The organism is uncultured Litoreibacter sp. (assembly GCF_947487515.1).
Classification (GTDB): domain Bacteria; phylum Pseudomonadota; class Alphaproteobacteria; order Rhodobacterales; family Rhodobacteraceae; genus Litoreibacter.
In genome coordinates, this window is the sequence record NZ_CANKWO010000001.1 from 379,989 (window position 1) to 403,576 (window position 23,588).

Here is a 23,588-nt window from a genome sequence, read left to right on the forward strand (position 1 = left end):
GTAAGAACCGCTTGCGTGGACAAGACCGCCCGTGTCGCCTAGATCACGGTTATGAAACATGACGCCGAACTTGATGCATTGGGGCTGCTGTGCCCCCTGCCCGTTTTGAAAGCCCGCAAGCGGCTGCAGGGGCTACGCTCGGGGCAAATTTTAAAGGTGCTTGCAGATGATCCCGCGGCCCAGATCGATATGCCCCATTTTTGCGCCGAGGCCGGCCATGAACTAATGTCCATGGCCGATGAAGCCGACCATCAAGTCTATCTTTTGCGCAAAGCCTGACTACTGGGCCGCGATTGCAGGTTCGGTTGAATTCAGAACCGCCAGAAGCTCTTCGCGACGCTTGGCCGCCGTGGCTTCATTGGCCTGTTTTACCGGACCAAAACCGCGAATTTGCAAAGGCAGTTCAGCCAAGGCAACCGCCGCTTGTAGATTGGATGCGTTTAGAATTTTGGGCAAATCGGCTTCATATTGTGCGATCAAAGCCCGCTCCATTTTGCGCTCTGCGGTGTAGCCAAAAATATCGAAAGGCGTTCCGCGCAATCCCTTCATCTTGGCCAAGAGCTTGAAGCCACGCCCCATCCAAGCGCCAAAGGCCCGTTTCACAGGGCGCCCGTTTGCCCCCATCTTGGACAGCATCGGCGGAGCCATATGATAGGTCAGTTTCAGATCGCCATCAAAGGCCTCTCGCGCTTTGCTTTGCGTCTCCAGATGCAGCCGTGCCACTTCATATTCATCCTTATATGTCAGCAGCTTATGGTAGCCTTTCGCAATTGCCTCCTTAAGCTGAGCATCCTCAATCGACGCGAGGGTGTTTTGGTATTTGGCGGCCAGCTCATTCGATTGATAGGCCTGCAAATGCGCCACGCGAAAAGCAATTTTGTCGTTGAGCGTTTTCGGCAACTCCACCAACTCACCTGAAATGTAGCTCGCGGCCTGATCGGGATGCTCAGCAGCCCAACGCCCCAAGGCAAAGGCCCGTTTGTTGCGCTCAGGGGCGGCACCGTTCAACTCAATCGCTTGCATCAACGCCTTGAAACTAATCGGCAAAAGCCCGCGCTGCCACGCAGCCCCAAAGATCATCATATTGGAATAGATGCTATCGCCCATTAACACCCGCGCCAGCTCGGAGGCGTCAAAGAACTGCACCTTATCTTGCAAGCGGGCCTCCAGCGACACTTGCAGCCGGTCGGACGGAATTGAAAACTCCGTATCTCTTGTGAAATCGCCTGTGATGATCTCGTGATTATTCACCACAGCCCCTGTGCGGTTGGTGGTCATCAACCCCAGTGTTTTCGCGCCAGCTGTGACAACCAAATCACCACCGATCACAGCGTCGGCCTCACCGGTGGCCACGCGAATGGCGCTGATATCATCGGGCGAATTGGACAGACGGCAATGGATATGCACCGCGCCGCCCTTTTGGGCCAGCCCCGCCATTTCCATCATTCCAGCCCCCTTCCCATCGAGGTGAGCCGCCATGGCCAGCACCGCCCCGATCGTCACCACCCCAGTGCCACCGACCCCTGTGATCACAACGTTATGGGTGCCAGTGATCACAGGCAGTTCTGGATCCGGCAAATCTGGCAATTCCACCTCCGTAGTAGCCTGCTTCTTCAATTGCGCCCCCTCGACGGTCACAAAGGACGGGCAAAAGCCGTTCACGCACGAAAAGTCCTTGTTGCAAGAGGATTGGTCGATGGCCCGCTTTCGGCCCAATTCAGTTTCCGCAGGCACAATAGAGACGCAGTTGGATTGAACGCCACAATCGCCACATCCTTCGCAGATATCCGTGTTGATAAAGACCCGCTTGTCAGGGTCAGGAAACAACCCGCGCTTGCGGCGGCGGCGTTTTTCGGCCGCGCAGGTCTGGATGTAGACGATTGCAGACACCCCTTTGACCTTGCTCATCTTTTCTTGAACTGCAGGCAGCTCCGAACGCTCAAAATGCTCCAGGTCCGACGGGAATTGCTTGAAGTCGACATCTTCCTTTTCGTCGTAAACCACCACGAGATCTTTGATCCCCATGGCTTTCAATTCGGCAACGATCCGTGGCGCATCAAGCCCCCCTTCATTGCCCTGCCCGCCGGTCATCGCAACGGCGTCATTGAACAGCAGCTTATATGTAATATTCGTCCCCGCCGCGATCGCCGCACGAACTGCCTGAATGCCAGAGTGATTGTAAGTACCGTCCCCAAGGTTCTGAAAGACGTGATCACGGGTGCTAAAAGGCGCCTCGCCAATCCAATTCGCGCCCTCGCCGCCCATTTGAGTAAAACCCACCGTTTCACGATCCATCCATTGAACCATGTAGTGACACCCGATCCCCGCATAGGCACGCGAGCCCTCGGGCACTTTGGTGGAGCTGTTGTGAGGGCAACCAGAACAAAAGAATGGTAAGCGCGCAGCGATGTCTTGCGCATTGTCGGACCGCTTGGCCTCGGCCAAACTGGCCAGCCCCGCTTCTATCCGATCCGTGCGCCGCCCTTCCTCAATCAGTATTGCGCCAAGTTTCTCTGCAATATCAAGGGGATCAAGCGCTGACCTTGTGGGGAACAATTCTTTGCGACGGCCCGCCTCGACCGCGTCGCCCTTGTGCCAGCCGTACACGCGGCGGCCTTTGCGATTGTCGAAGATCGCCTCCTTGATTTGCACTTCGATGAGCTTGCGCTTTTCCTCAACGACCACGATCAAATCCAGCCCTTCGGCGAATTCTTCGAAACTGTCCATATCCAAGGGCCAGACCTGCCCGACCTTATACATTGTCAGCCCCAGCTGCTCCGCCTCTTGGGCGTCTATGCCCAACAACGAAAAGGCATGCAGCAGATCAAGGTAGTTTTTACCCGCGGCCACGAAGCCGATTTTTGCCCCCGGCTTCCCCCAGATGCGTTTGTCGATTTTATTAGCTTTTGCAAAGGCTTCCGCCGCAAACCTACGATGATCAATGACCCGTGCCTCTTGCAACTGAGGCGTGTCGACAAGCCGGATGTTCAGCCCGCCTTCGGGCATGTCAAACTCGGGTGTGACAAACGACATGCGGTTCGGGTCCCCATCCACAACAGAAGTCACCTCAATCGTGTCCTTCATGGTTTTCAACCCGACCCAAAGGCCGGAAAAGCGTGATAAGGCCCATCCGTACAAACCGTAATCCAGAATTTCCTGAACACCGGCTGGCGACAAAACCGGCATATAGGCGTCGACCATCGCCCAATCTGACTGGTGCAATGTCGTGGAAGATTCACCTGTGTGATCATCCCCCATAGCCATGAGCACGCCACCATGAGGAGATGTCCCCGCCATATTCGCGTGGCGCATCACATCCCCCGACCGATCAACGCCAGGCCCTTTGCCGTACCACATGCCAAAAACGCCGTCATAGCGCCCTTCTCCGCGCAGCTCCGCTTGTTGCGAGCCCCAGATCGCCGTGGCGGCAAGGTCTTCGTTCAACCCCAGCTGGAACGTGATATCCGCCGGAGCCAGCACCTTTTCCGCCCGCGACATTTGCATATCAACCGCCCCCAAGGGAGACCCGCGATACCCCGTCACCAAACCGGCCGTGTTCAACCCCGCCGCGGCATCTCGGGCCTTTTGCATCAACACCAGACGCACAAGCGCCTGTGTGCCATTCAGCAAGACCGGTGACTTTTCCAGATCAAACCGGTCATTCAAAGAGATTGATTGTTTGCCCATGCCGCGCCTCCCAGTGCTCAGGTTTTAAGCACTATAGGTCATAAAAGCTGACCTACCAAGAAAATTTTTCCAAATGAACGCTTTTCTGATATTAAATGCATGGATAAACAGCGCACAGATTGAGTGATTTCATAAGAAAGTGGGTCCTTTATGGATTGGGACAAATTACGAATTTTTCACGCCGTTGCCGATGCCGGCAGCCTCACACATGCCGGTGACACCCTCCACTTGTCGCAATCTGCAGTGTCGCGGCAGGTGCGTGCGCTTGAAGAATCGCTCAATACGACCCTGTTCCACCGCCACGCGCGCGGATTGATTCTGACCGAGCAAGGCGAGCTTTTGTTTGACGCCACCCGCGCGATGACCAAACGGCTGGACGCGGCCTCGGCGCGCATTCGCGACAGCGAGGAAGAAGTATTTGGTGAACTGCGGATCACCACCACCATCGGTTTTGGCTCCTTGTGGTTGGCCCCGCGCCTGTCCCGCCTCTACGAGAAATATCCCGACCTGAACATCAATCTGATGCTGGACGAACGCGTGCTTGACCTGCCCATGCGCGAAGCCGATGTGGCCATCCGCATGAAGGAGCCGTCACAGGCCGATCTGGTGCGCAAACGGTTAATGTCGGTGCGCATGCGCCTATACGCATCCCGCGATTATCTCGGCAATCATGACATCCCTCACGCCATGGAAGATCTTCGCGATCACCGCCTGATCTGCCAGAATGTAGATTCCGAACAGGTCTCTGCTGGCGCGACTTTGGTGCGCGAATTGATGAGCTATGAGCTGCCAAATGTTTTGACCGTGAATAACTACTTTGGTTGCTTGCAAGCGGTGCGAAATGGCTTGGGCATCGGCGTTTTGCCCGATTATGTCGCCATTGATGACCCTGAAATCATCCGCGTTTTGCCCGATGTCGAATCGAATGCCGTGCCCGTTTTCTTGGCATTTCCGGAAGAATTGAGGCAATCAAAGCGGATTTCAGCCTTCCGCGACTTCGTTTTGGAGCAAATCGGAGAGCAACGAAAACGGGCACAACTGATTGAAAAAGAGTAATTTAGGGCTTGCTATGCACTAGACGCATAGCCGCTATGATTCAAAAAACGCCTATTTTTCTTGATCCAAGCCCCCCTGATGCCTAGTTCATAGTCACTGGGAGACACCATGTGTTTCCCACCTCCCTGTTGGACTTCGGCCGAGCTTAGCGCTCGGCCTTTTTTTTGCGCAAACGGCAAACCACAGGTCGCCAATAGAAGCCTGCGCCTTGCTCACAAGGTTATCATCCGGTTTAGGACTGGCGTATCTCCCCCTGTCCTGATACCGCGATCCACTAAGATTTCCACTGCCCATGACCAAGAGGTTCCCCATGTCAGCCCGCCCGAACATTCGACATGTTGTCTTTTTCAGCGCCAAAGAAAAAACCGACGTCGCGCGCATCATTGAGGGGCTTTCGTTGCTTGGAGGCATTCCCGACGCAGAGGTCTTTGAGGTGCGCAAGAACACCCGTGACGACGCCCTATCAGGAGAGGTTGACGTCGTCGTCTATGCAGAATTCGCCAGCCAAGAGGCGCTAACCGCCTATAAGTCTCACCCGCTATATGCGGAAGCGATCGACATTGTACGCCCCCTGCGTGACCTTCGGATTGCTGCGGACTTCTAGCCTTGGCTCCTGTCGCGCGCCCACATCAGGTTTTGTTTGACGCCGGCCCTCTGGCGGGGGCCACGGAATTTGGCGCCCCCCTTCGCATCATACGTGCGGATGCTGCCGAAGAGGTCGCCGCCGCATTTCAGGCCATGGAAGACGCCAAGGCGCAAGGTCACTGGCTCGCGGGATACGCCAGCTACGAGTTGGGATATGCCTTCTCCTCCAAGCTGCGCCCATTGATGCCCGAAAACCGCGAGGTGCCTTTGGTACATTTTGGCGTGTTTGAGCATCCGGTAGCTGCACAAATCCCCCCCCACAGCGCAGCTTCGCCGCTGACACCCCCAGTCGCGATGTGGGATGAAGACCAATACACCAAGGCCTTTGCGCAGGTGAAAGATTTCATCAGCGCGGGCGACATCTATCAAGCCAACCTGACGTTTCCCCTGCAAACGCGATACAGCGGCACGCCAATGGAGCTCTACCGACACCTGTGCGCCAAGCAGCCCGTGCCATATGGCGCTTTCGTAGATTTGGGCGGCCCTGCAGTTTTGTCCCGCTCCCCAGAGCTGTTCTTTGCAATTGACAACGAAGGTCGCATTGAGGCCAACCCGATGAAAGGCACCGCCGCGCGCGGGGCGACACCACAGCAAGATGCGGCGCAGATTGACTGGCTGCGATCCTCGAAGAAAAATCGCGCTGAAAACCTCATGATTGTCGACTTGATGCGCAATGACATAAGCAAGATGGCCGAAATCGGCAGCGTCAAAGTGCCCGACCTGTTTGAAATCGAGACCTATGTCACCTTGCACCAGATGACCTCGCGCGTCGTGGCCCAATTGCTGCCGAACCTGACCTTGCACGACATATTCGCTGCCCTCTTCCCGTGCGGCTCAATCACGGGGGCGCCAAAAATCAGGGCGATGCAGATCATCCGGTCTTTGGAAGAGAACCCGCGCGGGGCCTATTGCGGGGCCATCGGCTGGATCGCACCTGACGGCGCCATGCAGTTCAATGTGGCGATCAGAACCCTCACCTGTTTTGATGACGGCACAGCGCGTCTCAACGTCGGTGGCGGCGTTGTTTATGACAGCGAAGCGGCGGATGAATACCGCGAAGCGCTCCTAAAATCGGCATTTGTCCGATAAGCCGCATACAGAAGCGCAAAGAATAGCAAGCCCCCCCTTCCCCCTAGCCCGCCTGTGCAATAAGAGGTGCGCAAGCGCATATGACTTGGGGAATTCACGGAATGCAAGAACCACAAATCAACGATGAACTCATCGCGGCACACGGGCTATCACCCGACGAATACCAGCGCATCCTAGAGATCATCGGACGCGAACCGACCTTCACCGAGCTTGGCATTTTCTCAGCCATGTGGAACGAGCATTGCTCCTATAAATCCTCCAAAAAGTGGCTGCGCACCCTGCCCACCGAAGGCCCGCAGGTCATCTGTGGCCCAGGTGAAAATGCAGGAATCGTCGACATTGGCGACGGGCAAGCTGTTGTTTTCAAAATGGAAAGCCATAACCACCCGTCCTACATCGAGCCCTACCAAGGGGCAGCCACCGGCGTGGGCGGCATTTTGCGCGACGTCTTCACCATGGGCGCGCGCCCGATTGCGGCGATGAACTCCCTTTCCTTTGGCGAGCCCGAGCACCACAAAACGCGCCAGCTTGTATCTGGTGTGGTGGCAGGCGTTGGCGGCTATGGCAACTGCTTCGGTGTGCCAACCGTGGGCGGCGAAGTGCGCTTCCACCCAGCCTATAATGGCAACTGCCTTGTGAACGCTTTCGCCGCTGGCATCGCGGACACGGATAAGATTTTCTACTCTGCGGCCTCCGGTGTCGGTATGCCTGTCGTCTATCTTGGCGCAAAAACCGGCCGAGACGGCGTGGGCGGTGCGACAATGGCCTCTGCCGAGTTCGACGACAGCATTGAGGACAAGCGCCCCACCGTTCAGGTCGGTGACCCTTTCACCGAAAAGCGCCTGATGGAAGCCACGCTGGAATTGATGCAAACCGGCGCCGTGATCTCAATTCAGGACATGGGGGCCGCCGGCCTCACCTGTTCCGCCGTTGAGATGGGCGACAAAGGTGGCTTGGGCGTCAAGCTGAACCTCGAGGATGTCCCGCAGCGCGAAGAAAACATGACCGCCTACGAGATGATGCTGTCTGAATCCCAAGAACGCATGCTGATGGTGCTGAAGCCAGAACTTGAAGCCGAAGCACGCGCTGTTTTCGTCAAATGGGATCTCGACTTTGCCATCGTCGGTGAAACCATCGCCGAGGACCGCTTCTTGGTGCTGCATAACGGCGAAGTCAAAGCAGATTTGCCATTGGCAACCCTGTCCGGCTCTGCGCCAGAGTATGACCGCCCTTGGGTGGAAACCCCCGCCGCGGAACCACTGGAAGACCTGCCGCAAGTTGACGCCATTGATGCGCTTCGCATGATCCTGACCAGCCCCAATTATGCGCGCAAGCAATGGGTCTGGGAGCAATACGACAGCCAAGTCATGGCCGACACGATTGTGGCCCCTGGTGCGGGCGCGGGCATCGTGCGGGTGCATGGCACCAACAAGGCGCTGGCCTTCACGTCGGATGTGACCCCGCGCTACGTCAAAGCCAACCCTGTTGAGGGCGGCAAGCAAGCCGTGGCAGAAGCCTATCGCAACTTGACAGCCGTGGGGGCCGTGCCATTGGCCACCACCGACAACATGAACTTCGGCAACCCAGAGAAGCCTGAAATCATGGGGCAATTCGTCGGCGCCATCAAAGGCATCGGCGCAGCTGTAGACGCTTTGGACATGCCAATCGTATCCGGCAACGTCTCGCTTTATAACGAGACCGACGGCACAGGCATCCTGCCCACCCCAACCATCGGGGCCGTGGGCCTGATCGACCACACCGACCACATCATTTCGGGCACCGCGCGCGAGGGTCATGTGTTGTTGATGGTTGGTGAGACTGAAGGCCATCTTGGCCAATCCGCCCTGTTGGCTGAAGTCTTCAACCGCGAAGACGGCGACGCGCCTGCGGTCGATCTGGCAGCAGAAAAGCTGAACGGTGACTTCATTCGCACCGAGCGGGAATGGATCGACGTCTGCACAGACGTCTCCGATGGCGGCGTCGCAGTCGCGGCTTTCGAGATGGCCGATGCCGCGGGCGTCGGGGTTACCTTGGACGATGACACCACCGCACAAGCCTTTGGCGAGGATCAAGCCCGCTACCTGATCGCCTGCTCCTTCGACAAGGCCGAGGCCTTGATGGGGGCGGCTGGCAAGGCAGGCGTGACGCTTACCACAATCGGTAAATTCGGCGGCGACACAGTCGCAATCGGGTCGTCCTCTGCCCCATTGGCGGAGTTGTCCGAGGTGTATCACAGCAGCTTCGAAGCGGCTGTCGGTTAGGAGTTGGCGAGTTGAGGGTTGTCACCTCTTCACCGGCTCCCTACCTTTCTAAAAACGACCACTCAACAGGAGCCAAGTGCGCCCATGCTACCCAAAGATATCGAAGACCTGATCCGTATCGGCTTTCCTAACGCTCAGATCGCGGTTCAAGGCGACGACGGCGCGCATTTCTCGGCGCTGGTGGTGGACGAAAGTTTCAAAGGTCAAAACCGCGTGCAGCAACAACGCGCGGTGATGGCCACCGTTAAAGCCAAGGTGGACAGCGGCGAATTGCACGCGCTGGCCCTGACAACAAAAGCACCGGAGTAAGTCATGACTGACGCAAACGCACAGATCAAAGAAACCGTGGATGGCAACGATGTTGTCTTGTTCATGAAAGGCACCTCCGAGATGCCGCAATGTGGCTTCTCGTCCAAAGTGGCGGGCGTGCTGAACTACATGGGTGTTCAGTACAAAGACGTGAATGTTCTGGCCGACGACGCTATCCGGTCCGGCATCAAAGAGTTTTCCGATTGGCCGACGATCCCGCAACTCTACGTCAAAGGCGAATTCGTTGGCGGGTGCGATATCATCACGGAGATGACGCTTTCGGGAGAATTGGATACCCTGCTAGAGCAAAATGCTGTTAGCTTCGACAAAGATGCGGCGAACAAGATCCGCGAACACAACAGCTAAGGGGAACGGACCATGGCCGATGAAATTGAAGACTATCTAGCCGACATCTTCTCTAAGCATCGCGTGGTCTTGTTCATGAATGGCACGCTTGACGCGCCTATGGACGCTGAATCGATGATGGCGCGGGACCTTCTTTCGTCCCTTCAGGTGGAGTTCCATCCGGTCAATCTAAGCCGCGACCCCCGCCTGTTGCCCGCCGTCCAGAAACGGTCTGAATGGGAACAGGTGGCGCAGGTGTTTATCGATGGGACCTACTTCATTGACAGCTTCAACTTGGGGCCAGCGCTGAAGTCCAAACAGTTTGATAAATATCTGACTTCGAAGAATGTTCACTTCGACAAAGCGGCGGCCGACAACTTCCGAGACATGAACAAATAGCGTCCTAAATTTAAACGAAAAAGGCCCGATGAAGCGATAACTTCATCGGGCCTTTTTTGTTGCATTGCTATAGCTTACAGCAGGCTTTTGACCTTATCAGCCACGCCTTGCGCCGTGATGCCGAATGTATCGTAAAGTACATCCGCCGGAGCAGATGCGCCAAAGCCCTGCATTCCAACGAAACCCGCTTTGCCGGTCTTGCCGCGCTCGCCCAGCAACCAGCGGTCCCAGCCGAACTCTACGGCCGCCTCAACAGCCACACGCACCGGACCTGCTGGCAGAACTTTGCGGCGGTATTTTTCGTCTTGCTGCGCGAACAACTCGTGGCACGGCATGGAAACGACGCGTGTCCCGATGCCCTCGCCTTCCAGAATATCGCGGGCTGCCAAAGCGATTTCCACCTCGGAGCCGGTTGCCATGATGATCGCCTGACGCTTGCTTTCTGCCTCGGCCAAAACATAGGCGCCTTGGGCGGTCATGTTCTTCAGTTTGTGTTCTGTGCGCACGGTTGGCAGGTTTTGACGCGACAGCGCCAGCACCGACGGCGTGGATTTCGACGACAGCGCCAATTCCCAAGCCTCAGCCGTCTCCACCGCATCCGCTGGGCGGAAAACATTGGTGTTTGGCGTCGCGCGCAGCATGGCCAGATGCTCCACCGGTTGGTGTGTCGGGCCGTCTTCGCCAAGGCCGATGCTGTCATGCGTCATAACATAGGTCACAGGCACGCCCATCAATGCGGACAGGCGCATAGCCCCGCGGGCATAATCGGTGAAGCACATGAATGTCCCGCCGTAAGCCTTTGTTCCGCCATGCAAAGCCATGCCGTTCATCGCAGCGGCCATACCGTGCTCACGGATGCCGTAATACATGTAGCGCCCCTTGCGGTTCTCAGGGTCAAACACGCCCATATCCGCCGTCAGCGTGTTGTTGGAACCGGTCAAATCCGCAGAGCCGCCGAAGGTTTCCTGCATGATCGGGTTGATCACCGCCAATGCCATTTCAGACGCCTTGCGGGTCGCGACTTTGGGCTGGTTCTCGGTGATGTCTTTCTTCAACGCCTTGATGGTCGAAGACAGCTTGTTCGGCACATCCCCCGCGTAGCAGCGGGCGAATTCTTTCTGCTTCGAGTTCGACACTTCCAGCAAACGGCCTTCCCAAGCTTGGCGATCTGCCCCGCCACGGCTGCCGATGGCCTCCCACTGCGCTTTTACATCCGCAGGAATCTCGAACGGCCCACCGGACCAACCATAGGCGGCCTTGGTGTCGCGGATCAGGTCTTCCGAGGTCAAAGCGCCATGGCCTTTGGAGGTATCCTGCGCCGAGGACCCCAACGCGATATGCGTTTTGCACGCGATCATCGACGGTTTCTTGGTCTTCTTGGCCTTCTCGATCGCCTCATGGATTTGCACCGGATCATGGCCGTCGATGTCCTGAACATGCCAGCCCGACGCTTTGAAACGCTGGATCTGATCGGTGCGGTCGGACAGCTCCACAGTGCCATCGATGGTGATGTTGTTGTCATCCCAAAGCACGACAAGACGGCCCAATTCGTGACGACCGGCGATGCCGATGGCCTCTTGGCTGATGCCTTCCATCAAGCAGCCGTCACCTGCGATGCAATAGGTGTAGTGATCAACGATCTTTTTGCCGAAGCGTGCCCGCTGGTTCTCTTCGGCCATTGCGAAACCTACAGCGTTTGCAATGCCTTGGCCAAGCGGGCCAGTGGTGGTCTCAACCCCAGTGGCGTGCCCATATTCAGGGTGGCCGGCCGTGATTGCGCCCTTTTGGCGGAAGTTCTTAACCTGCTCCAACGTCATATCGGCATAGCCGGTAAGGTGCAGCAGCGAATAGATCAGCATGGAGCCGTGGCCCGCAGACAGGATGAACCGGTCGCGATCCGGCCAGTTTGGCGCGGAGGCATCGAACTTCAGGTGCTTCTCGAACAACACGGTGGCGACGTCCGCCATGCCCATCGGCATGCCAGAGTGGCCGGAATTCGCCGCCGCAACGGCGTCCAATGTCAACGTGCGGATGGCGGCAGCGCGCATCCAATGTTCGGGGTGGGCTTTGCGCAGGGCTGCAATATCCAAGGGTCTGATCCTTATTAGACGGCGTATATCAGAAGCGGTGATACCAGCGTTGGCGCGAAGTTCAAGCGGCGGATGACGCCGAAGGAGACTCATCTCACCTTAAAGGGGAGGCATTCGGCGCAATCTATGGTTAAAATCAGGCCTGTGAGGCACGGAGTTGATTCGTCGCAGGAAATCCTGTTGATTGATCCTCCTATGAGTTGAGGGACAAACATGACTGACGTCACCGAGCTGGAGCAGCGCATCATGACTGCGCTGGACAGAATTGAGTATAGCGCGGGCCAAATCACCAGCGCCCCTGCGGCACCTGACGAAGATCTGGCCGAAGAACTGGAGATTGAACGCGACACCAACGCGCGTCTGGTTGAAACAGGGCAGCAAAATCTGGCGCGCATTGAGCGGCTGGAAACCCGCGTCGCCCGCCTGACCAACCGCCTTGAGGCCGTCGACACCGAAAACAAGCGCCTTTCTGCCGTCATGGGGGCCTTGCGTGACACCAACAAAGCCCTGCGCGCCGCCAATGCGGAACATCTGGGCGCTGAGGCCGTCATCAATGACGACTTGCAAGCGGAAAACGATGCCTTAAGTGCCGCCCGTGAGGCCGATCTGGCAGAACTGGACGACATTTTGAGTGAAATCGCACCCTTGGTTAAGGAGGCCTAGAGCATGCCAGAGATCAACATTGAAATCGGTGGCCGCACTTTCCAAGTCGCCTGCCAAACCGGCGAAGAGCATTTCTTGCAAACGGCGGCAAAATTTCTCGACAATGAAGCCAGCGTTCTGGCCGAGCAAATCGGTCGTATGCCGGAAACCCGCATGTTGTTGATGGCAGGCTTGATGCTTGCCGATAAAACCGCTGGGCTGGAAGAAGACCTGAGCGCCGCCGAGGACCGCATGGATCAAATGCGCCGCGAGTTGGAAAGCCTGAAAGCGGCCCCAGCCAAAACTGTGGAAATTCCTGTGATCCCAGATTCTGTCTCTAGAACTTTGTCAGAGCTTGCTGCGCGCTCCGAGGCCTTGGCCGTCTCTTTGGAAGAAAAGCGCACCTGAACAATCGAAAGCGACGCAGGTGAGGCCCTCTCGCCTGCGTCCACCCCAAACCTCTCCCCCCTCACCCAATGCCGGCGTTTGAGCGCAGACAGCAACGACAGGTGATTCTCGCCTTGAGATCATGTGCAAATTTTCGTTAACGCTAACACGAATATCGCGCCCCGCTGCCCTGACGGAAACGAGACGTGTTAACGCTAACAGGTTCATTTTCAAGCAAAATCACGCTATCCCCCCATAGGCGCACCCCTTATACCTCAAGACAGGATTGAGCGAAGTTTAAGGGACAAGTGGCCATGACAACGACTGTAGCAATCAACGGATTTGGCCGCATTGGCCGCTGCACCCTAGCCCATATCGCCGAAAGCGCGCGCAACGACATCCAAGTCGTCGCCATCAACGCAACCGGCCCGATTGAGACCAACGCCCATCTGCTGAAATACGACAGTGTTCACGGCCGTTTCGGCCAAGACGTCCGCGTCGACGGCGACACGATGGATATCGGCCGCGGCCCGATGAAGGTCTTCTCGACCTATAATCCCGAAGAGCTGGACTGGAATGGCGTTGACGTCGTGCTGGAATGCACGGGCAAGTTCAACTCAAAGGAAAAGTCGGAAGTCCATCTGACACGCGGCGCAAAACGCGTGCTGATTTCTGCCCCAGCAAGCGGCGTGGACAGCACCATCGTCTACGGCGTGAACCACCGTGACCTGCTGCCAGAGCACAAGGTGATCTCCAACGGATCATGCACAACAAACTGCCTTGCGCCGCTGGCAAAAGTTCTGAACGACACGATCGGCATCGAGCGCGGCATCATGACCACGATCCACAGCTACACCGGTGACCAACCGACGCTGGACCGCCGTCATTCAGATCTCTACCGCGCTCGGGCAGCCGCCATGGCAATGATCCCGACCTCCACCGGTGCCGCCAAGGCCTTGGGCGAAGTGTTGCCGGAACTCGCAGGAAAACTGGACGGCACCGCCATGCGCGTACCGACCCCGAACGTATCCGCCGTGGATTTGACCTTTGAGGCCTCCAAGGAGGTGACGGTCGAAGAGGTAAATGCCGTGGTGGCAGAAGCCGCCGCCGGTCATATGGGCGCGGTCCTTAGCTACGACCCAGAACAAAAGGTTTCCATCGACTTCAACCACACACCTCACTCAAGCATCTTTGCCCCTGACCAGACAAAGGTTGTCGGCGGGCGCACGGTTCGGGTATTGGCTTGGTATGACAATGAATGGGGCTTCTCGTGCCGCATGGCCGATGTGGCTGCTGCGATGGGACGCCTCTGACACCTCAGAGGGCCCTCGCCTGACATGACTGACAAGATAGCTTTTGTACTGGCCGCTTTGATCATTGGCCTGTTCGCCGCCGACATTTTCGTGTTCGAATGGGATATTCATGTCTTTTTGGGGCGCAAACTGGTTCAGCTAACCGACTATATGGCGTTTTGGCGCTAGTCCCACGGTCTAAAATCGGTCTGACATCAAGCTGGTATCGGGCTGACACAAGGCCGCCACGTTAAGTGGTGGGTCGGTCATACCGCCCACCACAAAACAGTTTTAGCTGCGCATCAAACGGCCCAAGAACGAGCGTGGTTTGGATACGGGCTCTGCCTCGGCTTCATCGGCTGGCGCGATGGGAGGCAGCGCCGAGGCTTTTGTAAGCTCTGGCAAAGGCATAGGCGGCATTGTGCGTTCCGCAGCAGTCGTTGTGCGAAGCGCAGGCTTGGCGGCCACTGGCTTTGGCTCCTCTGCGGCCACTGCCACATGCGGCGGCTGCTCAGGGGCTGCTTCCACTGCGGGTGTGGCAGTGGGGGTCGGTGCGGCAATTTCCTCTGCCAGCAACTCTTGAATCGTTTTCATCGTAAAGGCCGTTTTCTCACGCCCAGAAACGCCTTCCATCGGTTTAAGACGGGTATGATCCATATCTCTGACCTCCAAACTCTAGGTAAAACTATTAAAACTCGTGCGATATTTTTTGCATTGGACCCAAATTGCCCTTGAAATATGGCGATTTTACGGAAGCTATCTGATCAAATCATGCCCGTTTAAGCTCGACTAGGGTCCTGCCGGGCCCTGTTTGCAAGGAAATTTGTGGGGCTTAGATCAAACCTGACCGACTTTTGCGCATTAGCGGGCGCCACCGGTTGACCTTTGGTAAGAAATGTATTTGTTAGCGGTAACAGAATTTCTAATCTCCCCTCAGGAGGGTCTCCCAAATGTCAGTTAAAGTAGCCATCAACGGATTTGGCCGTATCGGTCGCAATGTTTTGCGTGCCATCATCGAAAGCGGTCGCACAGATATCGAAGTCGTCGCGATCAACGATCTTGGTCCGGTAGAAACCAACGCTCACCTGTTGCAGTACGATTCAGTCCATGGCCGCTTCCCGCAAGAGGTTGTGGTAAAAGGCGACACCATCGACGTTGGCCGTGGCCCGATTGCCGTTACAGCCATCCGCAACCCCGCTGACCTGCCTTGGGGCAATGTCGACATCGTTATGGAATGCACAGGCATCTTCAATTCCAAGGAAGCCTGCCAAGCCCACCTTGAGAACGGCTCTTCCCGCGTTCTGATTTCCGCACCTGGTAAAAACGCGGATAAAACAATTGTTTATGGCGTGAACCACGACACGCTGACATCCGACGACATCGTTGTGTCCAACGCCTCATGCACCACCAACTGCCTGTCTCCTGTGGCCCATGTCCTGCAAGATAACATCGGCATCGTTAAAGGCTTCATGACGACGATTCACAGCTACACAGGTGACCAACCCACGCTGGACACCATGCACTCCGATCTCTACCGCGCGCGCGCAGCAGCCCTGTCGATGATCCCGACATCCACCGGTGCCGCGAAAGCCGTGGGCTTGGTGCTGCCAGAACTGGACGGCAAGCTGGATGGTGTGGCCATCCGCGTTCCAACGCCAAATGTATCGGTGGTCGACCTGACGTTTGAAGCCGCGCGCGACACGTCCGTGGAAGAAATCAACGCATTGATCGAGAAAGCCGCCCAAAGTGGCCCGCTGAAAGGCATTCTTGGCTACACAGACAAAAAGCTGGTCAGCTGCGACTTCAACCACGACCCACGCTCGTCGATCTTCGCCGCAGACCAAACCAAAGTCATGGAAGGCCGCATGGTCCGTATCCTTAGCTGGTACGACAATGAATGGGGTTTCTCCAACCGCATGGGCGACACCGCCGTTGCAATGGGAAAACTTCTGTAAGGTTGACCACTGACGACTAGAATACACGGCCCGCTCCTTATAGAAGCGGGCCGTAAGCATTTATGGAGACGGCTCACATGGCTTGGAAGACACTCGACGACATGAAGATGGACGGCAAACGCGTGCTGATCCGCGTGGATATCAACGTGCCAATGGATGCTGGCCGTGTCACCGACACCACCCGCATTGATCGCATCGTCCCAACTGTCCGAGACGTGTTGTCTGCCGGCGGAAAGCCTATCTTGATGGCTCACTACGGTCGCCCGAAGGGCAAATCCGTACCGGAGATGTCCCTGAGCCACGTCGTCCCTGCCCTGTCGGACATTCTTGGCCAGCCCGTCACCTTTATCGACGGCAACTTTGGCGACCGTGTTGACGCCTTGGCCACCGGCGAAATCGCCTTGCTGGAAAACCTGCGCTTCAATCCCGGTGAAGAAGCCAATGACCCCGCCTTCGCCGCGCGTCTTGCCACTTTGGGGGATGCCTATGTGAACGACGCCTTTTCTGCGGCGCATCGTGCGCATGCCTCGACCGAGGGCTTGGCGAAACTTCTGCCCGCATGCGCGGGGCGCTTGATGCAAGCCGAACTCAGTGCGCTGGAAGGTGCATTATCCACGCCCAAACGGCCGGTGTGCGCAGTCGTTGGCGGCGCGAAAGTGTCGACCAAGCTGGATTTGCTGGGCAATCTTGTGGGCAAGGTTGACCATCTGGTCATTGGCGGCGGCATGGCAAATACGTTCCTCGCGGCTCAAGGCATTGATGTCGGGAAATCCCTTTGTGAACATGACCTTGCCGACACAGCCCGCGAAATTTTGGCCAAAGCAGACGCTGCCGATTGCAAAATTCACTTGCCGACTGACATTGTTGTCGCCCGCGAATTCAAAGCAGGGGCCGCGCATGAAATCCTGCCTGCGGAGCAATGCCCAGCCGACGCTATGATATTGGACGCAGGCCCCGACACCGTGGCCGCTTTGGAAGGCGTTTTTGCCCAAAGCAACACTTTGATCTGGAATGGCCCCTTGGGCGCCTTTGAAATTCAACCGTTCAACTTCGCGACCAATGCGGCGGCCCGTAAAGCCGCGGATTTGACGCGCAGTGGGGACTTGATCTCGGTGGCTGGTGGCGGTGACACCGTCGCGGCCCTGAATGGCGCAGACGCATCCGCCGACTTCACGTATATTTCCACCGCTGGCGGGGCCTTTCTGGAATGGATGGAAGGCAAGACCCTGCCTGGCGTTGCAGCACTGGAATCCTAACGTTTTTCGACAAAATCCTATGCTCTCGTGCAAAATGTTAGCGCAAGCATGATTGCATCCGATCCCCCCCTCGCCTAGAGAGTGCGCAACTTAGCAACTCCAAGGCGAGGCCTCCCATATGTCGAACTCCGAGCAACTCGAACAAATTCGCAACGGCAAAGGCTTCATCGCCGCCTTGGATCAAAGCGGTGGGTCGACCCCGAAAGCGCTGCGGCTGTATGGCATTGGGGATGACGGCTACGCCAATGACGCCGAAATGTTCGATCTGGTTCATCAGATGCGCACGCGCATTGTCAAAGCGCCTGCCTTCACCGGCGAAAAAGTCATCGGTGCCATTTTGTTTGAGAAAACCATGGACAGCGAGATGGATGGCACCCCGTCGGGCAAGTTCATCTGGGAAGATAGCGGCGTTGTGCCCTTCTTGAAGATCGACAAAGGCTTGGAAGACGAAGCAGACGGCGTGCAATTGATGAAGCACATCGACGGCTTGGACGCGCTTCTGAAACGCGGTGTCGAAAAAGGCATGTTCGGCACCAAGATGCGTTCGGTGATCTCCGCCGCCTCTGAGACAGGCATCGCGGCGATCGTGGCGCAGCAATTCGATCTTGGTCGCCAGATAATGGGCCACGGCTTGATCCCGATCATCGAGCCGGAAGTCACCATCACAATCAAAGACAAAGCCCAAGCCGAGGCAATCTTGCTGGCTGAGTTGACCAAGCAGCTGGACGCTCTGCCCGACGGCAAAGATGTGATGTTGAAGCTAACCCTGCCGGAAATGGCCAACACCTATCAGTCGCTGGTAAATCACCCCCGCGTGATGCGTGTTGTCGCCCTGTCGGGGGGATATACCCGCAGTGAGGCAAACACCCGCCTGTCGGCCAACACTGGCGTTATCGCAAGTTTTTCACGGGCGCTGACCGAAGGCCTGTCCGTTCAGCAAAGCGACGTAGAATTCGACGAAATGATTTCGGGTACAATCGATAGCATCTATACCGCATCCGTTGCGGGGTAGATTGTTGAATCCCCTATAGAAAATTGAAGTTTTCTTCATTTAGGGGATTCACAAAGCGAACAGCATGTGCGATTCATAGAGAACAGCGCCCGCAAGAGGCGCGTTCTGAGGCAGCAGATGACACATTCGCGTAACAATTCTTTCGGTATCACGCCCTTGCTGATTTTTTCAGTCCTGTTTTTGATGGGTGCCTATTTCGTATTTGCGGCCGTTCAGGGCGACTACGGAATCTTTCGTCGCGTACAGGTCGAAGCCGAAATCGAGACTTTGCGGAACGAACTGGATGCGCTGGAGGCCGATGTTGCCAGTCTTCGCAACAAAACCCGTCGCTTGTCCGACGGCTATCTGGATCTGGACCTTTTGGACACTCAAGCCCGCGCAACGCTGGGATTGATGCGCTCCGACGAAATCCTGATTCATTAACCCCTTAGTAACGATGCGCTTTTATGCCACCACAGGTCGCCTGTGGGGAAATTTCATCTGCGGCATTTAAACAGGGGTGATCTTTTCGAAAAGCTCTGATAGAAGATAGTTTAACGTTAAACTATACCCTTTTGCGCCAAGATTTTTGGGAGGATTGCCAGTATGGCTGCCAAGAAAACCACGAAGAAAGCAAATGTCTCCAAGGAAGAGCTCCTGAGCTATTACCGCGACATGCTGTTGATCCGTCGCTTTGAAGAGAAGGCAGGCCAGTTATATGGCATGGGCCTCATCGGCGGCTTCTGCCACCTCTACATTGGCCAAGAAGCCGTAGTTGTCGGCTTGGAAGCCGCGACCAAAGAAGGTGACAAGCGCATTACGTCCTACCGCGATCACGGCCATATGTTGGCCTGCGGGATGGACCCGAAAGGCGTTATGGCCGAGCTGACCGGCCGCGAGGGCGGCTACTCCAAGGGGAAAGGCGGCTCGATGCATATGTTCTCCAAGGAGAAGCATTTCTACGGCGGACACGGCATCGTGGGCGCACAGGTGCCACTGGGTGCGGGCTTGGCGTTTTCCGACAAATACAACGGCAACGACAATGTCACCTTCACCTACTTCGGTGATGGCGCGGCAAACCAAGGCCAAGTCTATGAAGCGTTCAACATGGCGGCCCTTTGGGACCTGCCAGTGATCTTCGTCATCGAGAACAATGAATATGCGATGGGCACGGCGATGGCCCGCTCGACCTCTACCCCAGACATCTACACACGCGGCGCCGCCTTCGGGATCAAAGGCGAAGCCGTCGACGGCATGGATGTATTGGCGGTTAAAGAAGCCTCCGAGAAAGCCGTGGCGCACTGCCGCGCGGGCAAAGGCCCGTATATTTTGGAAGTAAAAACATACCGTTACCGTGGCCACTCCATGTCGGATCCGGCGAAATACCGGACCCGCGAAGAAGTGCAGAAAATGCGTGATGAGCGTGACTGCATTGAACAAGTTCGCGACCTGCTGCTGACTGGAAAACACGCCACAGATGACGATCTGAAAGCCATCGACAAGGAGATTAAAGCCGTGGTCAACGAGGCTGCTGACTTCTCCAAAGAAAGCCCCGAGCCCGCCTTGGAAGAGCTTTACACCGACATCTACGCAGAAGCTTGAGGGGAAACTGAAAATGGCTACTGAAATCCTAATGCCCGCCCTCTCGCCGACTATGGAAGAAGGCACCCTTGCCAAATGGCTTGTTAAAGAGGGCGACACCGTCTCCTCTGGCGACATCATGGCAGAAATTGAAACCGACAAAGCCACGATGGAATTTGAAGCCGTCGACGAAGGCATCATCGGCAAAATCCTGATTGCAGAAGGCACCGAAGGCGTTGCCGTAAACACCGCAATCGCCGTGTTGATTGAAGAAGGCGAAAGCGCCGACGACATCGCAGCACCCGCCTCAGCCCCTTCCCCAGCAGCTGAAGCTGCCGTAGCCGAGGCACCCGCCGCAGTTGCACGCGGACCCGTTGAAGTGGTCATCCCAGCCGAGGCCGATTTGCCCGAAGGCACCGAGATGAAATCGACCACCGTGCGCGAAGCCTTGCGCGACGCCATGGCCGAAGAGATGCGCCGCACGCCGGAAGTCTTCTTGATGGGTGAAGAAGTCGCCGAATACCAAGGCGCCTATAAAATCTCCCAAGGCCTGCTGGACGAGTTTGGTGCCAAGCGCGTGATCGATACGCCCATCACCGAGCACGGCTTCGCCGGCATCGGCACGGGTGCAGCCTTTGGCGGCCTGAACCCGATTGTGGAGTTCATGACCTTCAACTTCGCCATGCAGGCGATTGACCACATCATCAATTCTGCGGCGAAGACATTGTATATGTCCGGCGGCCAAATGGGCTGCCCGATTGTGTTCCGTGGCCCGAACGGCGCGGCTGCGCGCGTTGGTGCCCAACACTCCCATGACTACGCTGCTTGGTATGCCCAAATTCCAGGTCTTAAGGTGGTAATGCCCTACTCGGCAGCCGACGCTAAAGGCCTGCTGAAATCGGCCATCCGCGACCCGAACCCAGTGGTCTTCCTAGAGAACGAAATCCTTTACGGACAAAGCTTCGACGTACCCGTGCTGGACGATTACACCGTTCCATTGGGCAAAGCCAAAATCTGGCGAACCGGTACAGATGTGACCATTGTCAGCTTTGGCATCGGCATGAAGTACGCCTTGGAAGCTGCTGATAAATTGGCAGAAGATGGCATTTCAGCAGAAGTTATCGACCTGCGCACCCTGCGTCCGATGGACATGCCAACCGTGTTGGAAAGCGTCAAGAAAACCAACCGCTGCGTGACCGTTGAGGAAGGCTTCCCTGTTTGCTCCATCGGCTCTTACATCAGCTCGCAGATCATGCAAGAGGCCTTCGATTACCTCGACGCCCCTGTGATCACCTGCACCGGTAAGGACGTCCCAATGCCCTATGCCGCAAACCTAGAAAAGCTGGCGCTGACCACGACTGCCGAAGTCGTCGAAGCCGTCAAAGCTGTCACCTACCGTTAAGGAGCGCAGATCATGCCAATCGAAATTCTCATGCCCGCGCTGTCCCCGACTATGGAAGAGGGCACATTGGCCAAATGGCTGGTGAAAGAAGGCGACACAGTGAACTCCGGCGATGTCATGGCCGAGATTGAAACCGACAAAGCCACCATGGAATTCGAAGCCGTGGACGAAGGTGTCATCGGCAAAATCCTTGTGGCTGAAGGCTCTGAAGGGGTTGCGGTGAACACGGCGATTGCAGTGTTGCTGGAAGACGGCGAAAGCGCAGATGACATCGGGGCCACCTCAAGCGCCCCGCAAGTCGCTGCACCTGAAGCCACTGCTGAGGCGCCCGTTGCTGCCGCTGCACCAGCGCCCGCAGCCCCTGCCCGCGCCTCTGGTGACCGCGTGTTCGCCTCCCCATTGGCGCGCCGCATTGCGGCCAACAAAGGCATCGACCTTGCAACGCTGAAAGGCTCCGGCCCGAAAGGTCGCATCGTTAAGGCAGATGTAGAGAACGCAACCGCCGCACCAAAGGCCGCAGCCCCCTCAACGTCTTCTGCAGCCGCACCCGCAGGTGCTGCATTGGCCGCAGGTCCGACCACCGACCAAGTGCGCAAAATGTACGAAGGCCGCGAATTCGAGGAACTTCCCCTCGATGGCATGCGCAAAACCATCGCCGCCCGCCTCACCGAGGCCAAACAATCCGTGCCGCATTTCTATCTGCGTCGCGACATCCAGTTGGATGCGTTGCTGAAGTTCCGCTCCACTTTGAACAAGCAACTAGAACCGCGCGGCATCAAGCTGTCGGTTAACGACTTCATCATCAAGGCCTGTGCTTTGGCACTGCAACAAGTCCCCGAGGCCAATGCGGTTTGGGCGGGCGATCGCACCTTGAGCCTGACGCCCTCGGATGTTGCCGTTGCGGTGGCCATCGAAGGCGGATTGTTCACGCCGGTGTTGAAAGATGCTGAAATGAAGTCCCTGTCCTCCCTGTCCACAGAGATGAAAGACCTCGCCTCCCGGGCCCGCGACCGCAAACTCGCGCCGCATGAATACATGGGCGGCAGCTTCGCGATCTCCAACTTGGGCATGTTTGGCATCGACAATTTCGACGCAATCATCAACCCGCCGCATGCCGCTATTCTGGCTGTAGGCGCGGGCGCCAAGAAGCCTGTTGTCGGTGAAGACGGAGAGTTGAAGGTCGCAACCGTGATGTCCACCACACTCAGCGTGGATCACCGCGTGATTGATGGGGCACTTGGGGCAAACCTACTCAACGCCATCAAGAACAACCTTGAAAATCCAATGGCGATGCTCGTTTAACCGGCTCAAAAATCCATACAAAAAAAGGGCCGGATCAACTGATCCGGCCCTTTTTTGTGCGTGTCTCGCAAGTATCAGCCTTTGGTGCCGATCATTTGATCCATAGAAATTGACGGGTGAGTGCAGCCCGCCTCCCCTACGATTTTAGCAGGAACCCCTGCCACTGTTTTCATCGGTGGCACTTCTTCCAGCACCACAGACCCCGCAGCCACCCGCGAACAGTGGCCTACGGTGATATTGCCCAGAACCTTCGCTCCCGCACCGATCAAGACACCATTTTCAATCTTCGGATGACGGTCGTCATGTTCTTTACCAGTCCCGCCCAAAGTCACCGAATGCAGCATTGAGACGTTGTCGCCCACAATTGCGGTCTCGCCGATGACGATGGAATGCGCGTGGTCGATCATGATCCCTTTGCCAATCGTCGCGGCTGGGTGGATATCCACCCCAAAGGTCTCTGAGGTGCGCATTTGCACGAAATAGGCCATATCCTTGCGGCCTTGCTTCCAAAGCCAATTGCCAACGCGGTAGGCTTGGATCGCTTGGAACCCTTTGAAAAACAACACAGGTTGGATAAAGCGCTCGCAAGCAGGGTCGCGATCATGAACGGCCACAATATCCGCGCGCGCCGCCTCCCCCAGCCAAGGGTCAGCCGCATAGGCTTCATCCGCGATTTCGCGCAAAATCTGCTCCGACATCTCGGCGGAGGACAGCTTTTGCGAAAACCGGTAAGCCAGAGCCGATTCCAGCTTGGCATGATGCAAGACAGACCCGTGGACGAGCCCGCCCAACAGCGGCTCGGCCGTGATGGCCAAGCGCGCTTCTTCTGTAATCTGCGTCCAGACCGGATCAATATTGGCCAGCTTGGGGTCGGAATGTGCCATCAGATATCCTCTAAG

General features: G+C 56.7%; 23 protein-coding genes. 19 read left to right on the forward strand and 4 right to left on the reverse strand.

From position 1 onward, the window contains the following. Positions 1–51: 51 nt before the first annotated feature. The gene (locus Q0746_RS01800) at positions 52–279 is read left to right on the forward strand and encodes a sulfurtransferase TusA family protein (RefSeq protein ID WP_298256602.1); all 228 of its coding nucleotides are present in this window, start codon (positions 52–54) and stop codon (positions 277–279) included. Here Q0746_RS01800 and Q0746_RS01805 read toward each other — a convergent pair whose 3' ends face one another. Next, positions 280–3,687, reverse strand: coding sequence for an indolepyruvate ferredoxin oxidoreductase family protein (locus Q0746_RS01805; RefSeq protein WP_298256604.1), 3,408 nt, complete (start codon positions 3,685–3,687; stop codon positions 280–282). Between the two features lie 150 nt (positions 3,688–3,837). Between Q0746_RS01805 and Q0746_RS01810 the strand changes: the two genes are divergently transcribed. The 7 genes from Q0746_RS01810 (at position 3,838) to Q0746_RS01840 (ending at position 9,791) form a co-directional block, all read left to right on the forward strand. Continuing rightward, on the forward strand, positions 3,838–4,743 hold the full coding sequence (locus tag Q0746_RS01810) for a LysR family transcriptional regulator (protein ID WP_298256606.1): 906 nt from the start codon (positions 3,838–3,840) through the stop codon (positions 4,741–4,743). Positions 4,744–5,053: 310 nt separating this feature from the next. Continuing rightward, positions 5,054–5,347 (forward strand): Dabb family protein, encoded by a 294-nt coding sequence (locus tag Q0746_RS01815; RefSeq protein ID WP_298256608.1) that lies wholly within the window; start codon positions 5,054–5,056, stop codon positions 5,345–5,347. Between the two features lie 2 nt (positions 5,348–5,349). Then, a complete protein-coding gene (locus tag Q0746_RS01820) occupies positions 5,350–6,477 on the forward strand; it encodes an aminodeoxychorismate synthase component I (protein ID WP_298256610.1) in 1,128 nt (375 codons plus the stop codon). Positions 6,478–6,578: 101 nt separating this feature from the next. Next, complete coding sequence (gene purL, locus Q0746_RS01825; protein WP_298256612.1) at positions 6,579–8,738, forward strand: phosphoribosylformylglycinamidine synthase subunit PurL; 2,160 nt, start codon at positions 6,579–6,581, stop codon at positions 8,736–8,738. Between the two features lie 84 nt (positions 8,739–8,822). Next, complete coding sequence (locus Q0746_RS01830) at positions 8,823–9,047, forward strand: BolA/IbaG family iron-sulfur metabolism protein (RefSeq protein WP_298256614.1); 225 nt, start codon at positions 8,823–8,825, stop codon at positions 9,045–9,047. A gap of 3 nt (positions 9,048–9,050) precedes the next feature. Further along, positions 9,051–9,413, forward strand: a complete 363-nt coding sequence (grxD, locus tag Q0746_RS01835) for a Grx4 family monothiol glutaredoxin (protein WP_298256616.1) — start codon at positions 9,051–9,053, stop codon at positions 9,411–9,413. 12 nt (positions 9,414–9,425) lie between these two features. After that, positions 9,426–9,791 (forward strand): glutaredoxin domain-containing protein, encoded by a 366-nt coding sequence (locus Q0746_RS01840; RefSeq protein ID WP_298256619.1) that lies wholly within the window; start codon positions 9,426–9,428, stop codon positions 9,789–9,791. Positions 9,792–9,865: 74 nt separating this feature from the next. Here Q0746_RS01840 and tkt read toward each other — a convergent pair whose 3' ends face one another. After that, complete coding sequence (gene tkt / locus Q0746_RS01845; RefSeq protein WP_298256621.1) at positions 9,866–11,881, reverse strand: transketolase; 2,016 nt, start codon at positions 11,879–11,881, stop codon at positions 9,866–9,868. A 213-nt stretch (positions 11,882–12,094) separates the two neighbouring features. On the opposite strand from tkt, the gene Q0746_RS01850 reads away from it, so the two are divergent. The 4 genes from Q0746_RS01850 (at position 12,095) to Q0746_RS01865 (ending at position 14,391) form a co-directional block, all read left to right on the forward strand. Next, on the forward strand, positions 12,095–12,544 hold the full coding sequence (locus Q0746_RS01850; protein ID WP_298256623.1) for a hypothetical protein: 450 nt from the start codon (positions 12,095–12,097) through the stop codon (positions 12,542–12,544). Between the two features lie 3 nt (positions 12,545–12,547). Then, positions 12,548–12,931, forward strand: coding sequence for a cell division protein ZapA (locus Q0746_RS01855; RefSeq protein ID WP_298256625.1), 384 nt, complete (start codon positions 12,548–12,550; stop codon positions 12,929–12,931). A gap of 293 nt (positions 12,932–13,224) precedes the next feature. Next, complete coding sequence (gene gap, locus Q0746_RS01860) at positions 13,225–14,223, forward strand: type I glyceraldehyde-3-phosphate dehydrogenase (protein WP_298256627.1); 999 nt, start codon at positions 13,225–13,227, stop codon at positions 14,221–14,223. Between the two features lie 24 nt (positions 14,224–14,247). Beyond that, a complete protein-coding gene (locus tag Q0746_RS01865; RefSeq protein WP_298256629.1) occupies positions 14,248–14,391 on the forward strand; it encodes a hypothetical protein in 144 nt (47 codons plus the stop codon). A 102-nt stretch (positions 14,392–14,493) separates the two neighbouring features. Here the strand turns inward: Q0746_RS01865 and Q0746_RS01870 are convergent, their stop codons facing one another. Then, positions 14,494–14,859, reverse strand: a complete 366-nt coding sequence (locus Q0746_RS01870; RefSeq protein WP_298256631.1) for a hypothetical protein — start codon at positions 14,857–14,859, stop codon at positions 14,494–14,496. Between the two features lie 293 nt (positions 14,860–15,152). On the opposite strand from Q0746_RS01870, the gene gap (Q0746_RS01875) reads away from it, so the two are divergent. From gap (Q0746_RS01875) to Q0746_RS01905, 7 genes are all read left to right on the forward strand, one after another. Further along, positions 15,153–16,157, forward strand: coding sequence for a type I glyceraldehyde-3-phosphate dehydrogenase (gap, locus tag Q0746_RS01875; RefSeq protein WP_298256633.1), 1,005 nt, complete (start codon positions 15,153–15,155; stop codon positions 16,155–16,157). A gap of 77 nt (positions 16,158–16,234) precedes the next feature. Then, positions 16,235–17,413, forward strand: a complete 1,179-nt coding sequence (locus tag Q0746_RS01880; protein ID WP_298256635.1) for a phosphoglycerate kinase — start codon at positions 16,235–16,237, stop codon at positions 17,411–17,413. A 118-nt stretch (positions 17,414–17,531) separates the two neighbouring features. Next, positions 17,532–18,425, forward strand: coding sequence for a fructose bisphosphate aldolase (locus Q0746_RS01885; RefSeq protein WP_298256637.1), 894 nt, complete (start codon positions 17,532–17,534; stop codon positions 18,423–18,425). 117 nt (positions 18,426–18,542) lie between these two features. Further along, positions 18,543–18,848, forward strand: coding sequence for a septum formation initiator family protein (locus Q0746_RS01890; RefSeq protein ID WP_298256639.1), 306 nt, complete (start codon positions 18,543–18,545; stop codon positions 18,846–18,848). A gap of 162 nt (positions 18,849–19,010) precedes the next feature. Beyond that, on the forward strand, positions 19,011–20,006 hold the full coding sequence (gene pdhA, locus Q0746_RS01895; RefSeq protein WP_298256641.1) for a pyruvate dehydrogenase (acetyl-transferring) E1 component subunit alpha: 996 nt from the start codon (positions 19,011–19,013) through the stop codon (positions 20,004–20,006). A gap of 13 nt (positions 20,007–20,019) precedes the next feature. Further along, on the forward strand, positions 20,020–21,387 hold the full coding sequence (locus Q0746_RS01900) for a pyruvate dehydrogenase complex E1 component subunit beta (protein WP_298256643.1): 1,368 nt from the start codon (positions 20,020–20,022) through the stop codon (positions 21,385–21,387). Between the two features lie 12 nt (positions 21,388–21,399). Next, positions 21,400–22,689 (forward strand): pyruvate dehydrogenase complex dihydrolipoamide acetyltransferase, encoded by a 1,290-nt coding sequence (locus tag Q0746_RS01905; protein ID WP_298256645.1) that lies wholly within the window; start codon positions 21,400–21,402, stop codon positions 22,687–22,689. A gap of 74 nt (positions 22,690–22,763) precedes the next feature. Here Q0746_RS01905 and cysE read toward each other — a convergent pair whose 3' ends face one another. Then, positions 22,764–23,573 carry a serine O-acetyltransferase gene (gene cysE, locus Q0746_RS01910; protein ID WP_298256647.1) on the reverse strand — a complete coding sequence of 270 codons (810 nt, stop codon included), beginning with the start codon at positions 23,571–23,573 and terminating at the stop codon, positions 22,764–22,766. Between the last annotated feature and the right edge of the window lie 15 nt (positions 23,574–23,588).

Excerpts from the sequence above, each read along its gene's own strand:
- Q0746_RS01800 (WP_298256602.1), top strand. The coding sequence starts at position 52 with ATGAAACATGACGCCGAACTTGATGCATTGGGGCTGCTGTGCCCCCTG.
- Q0746_RS01805 (WP_298256604.1), bottom strand. The coding sequence starts at position 3,687 with ATGGGCAAACAATCAATCTCTTTGAATGACCGGTTTGATCTGGAAAAG.
- Q0746_RS01810 (WP_298256606.1), top strand. The coding sequence starts at position 3,838 with ATGGATTGGGACAAATTACGAATTTTTCACGCCGTTGCCGATGCCGGC.
- Q0746_RS01815 (WP_298256608.1), top strand. The coding sequence starts at position 5,054 with ATGTCAGCCCGCCCGAACATTCGACATGTTGTCTTTTTCAGCGCCAAA.
- purL (WP_298256612.1), top strand. The coding sequence starts at position 6,579 with ATGCAAGAACCACAAATCAACGATGAACTCATCGCGGCACACGGGCTA.
- Q0746_RS01830 (WP_298256614.1), top strand. The coding sequence starts at position 8,823 with ATGCTACCCAAAGATATCGAAGACCTGATCCGTATCGGCTTTCCTAAC.
- grxD (WP_298256616.1), top strand. The coding sequence starts at position 9,051 with ATGACTGACGCAAACGCACAGATCAAAGAAACCGTGGATGGCAACGAT.
- Q0746_RS01840 (WP_298256619.1), top strand. The coding sequence starts at position 9,426 with ATGGCCGATGAAATTGAAGACTATCTAGCCGACATCTTCTCTAAGCAT.
- Q0746_RS01850 (WP_298256623.1), top strand. The coding sequence starts at position 12,095 with ATGACTGACGTCACCGAGCTGGAGCAGCGCATCATGACTGCGCTGGAC.
- Q0746_RS01855 (WP_298256625.1), top strand. The coding sequence starts at position 12,548 with ATGCCAGAGATCAACATTGAAATCGGTGGCCGCACTTTCCAAGTCGCC.
- gap (WP_298256627.1), top strand. The coding sequence starts at position 13,225 with ATGACAACGACTGTAGCAATCAACGGATTTGGCCGCATTGGCCGCTGC.
- Q0746_RS01865 (WP_298256629.1), top strand. The coding sequence starts at position 14,248 with ATGACTGACAAGATAGCTTTTGTACTGGCCGCTTTGATCATTGGCCTG.
- Q0746_RS01870 (WP_298256631.1), bottom strand. The coding sequence starts at position 14,859 with ATGGATCATACCCGTCTTAAACCGATGGAAGGCGTTTCTGGGCGTGAG.
- gap (WP_298256633.1), top strand. The coding sequence starts at position 15,153 with ATGTCAGTTAAAGTAGCCATCAACGGATTTGGCCGTATCGGTCGCAAT.
- Q0746_RS01880 (WP_298256635.1), top strand. The coding sequence starts at position 16,235 with ATGGCTTGGAAGACACTCGACGACATGAAGATGGACGGCAAACGCGTG.
- Q0746_RS01885 (WP_298256637.1), top strand. The coding sequence starts at position 17,532 with ATGTCGAACTCCGAGCAACTCGAACAAATTCGCAACGGCAAAGGCTTC.
- Q0746_RS01890 (WP_298256639.1), top strand. The coding sequence starts at position 18,543 with ATGACACATTCGCGTAACAATTCTTTCGGTATCACGCCCTTGCTGATT.
- pdhA (WP_298256641.1), top strand. The coding sequence starts at position 19,011 with ATGGCTGCCAAGAAAACCACGAAGAAAGCAAATGTCTCCAAGGAAGAG.
- Q0746_RS01900 (WP_298256643.1), top strand. The coding sequence starts at position 20,020 with ATGGCTACTGAAATCCTAATGCCCGCCCTCTCGCCGACTATGGAAGAA.
- Q0746_RS01905 (WP_298256645.1), top strand. The coding sequence starts at position 21,400 with ATGCCAATCGAAATTCTCATGCCCGCGCTGTCCCCGACTATGGAAGAG.
- cysE (WP_298256647.1), bottom strand. The coding sequence starts at position 23,573 with ATGGCACATTCCGACCCCAAGCTGGCCAATATTGATCCGGTCTGGACG.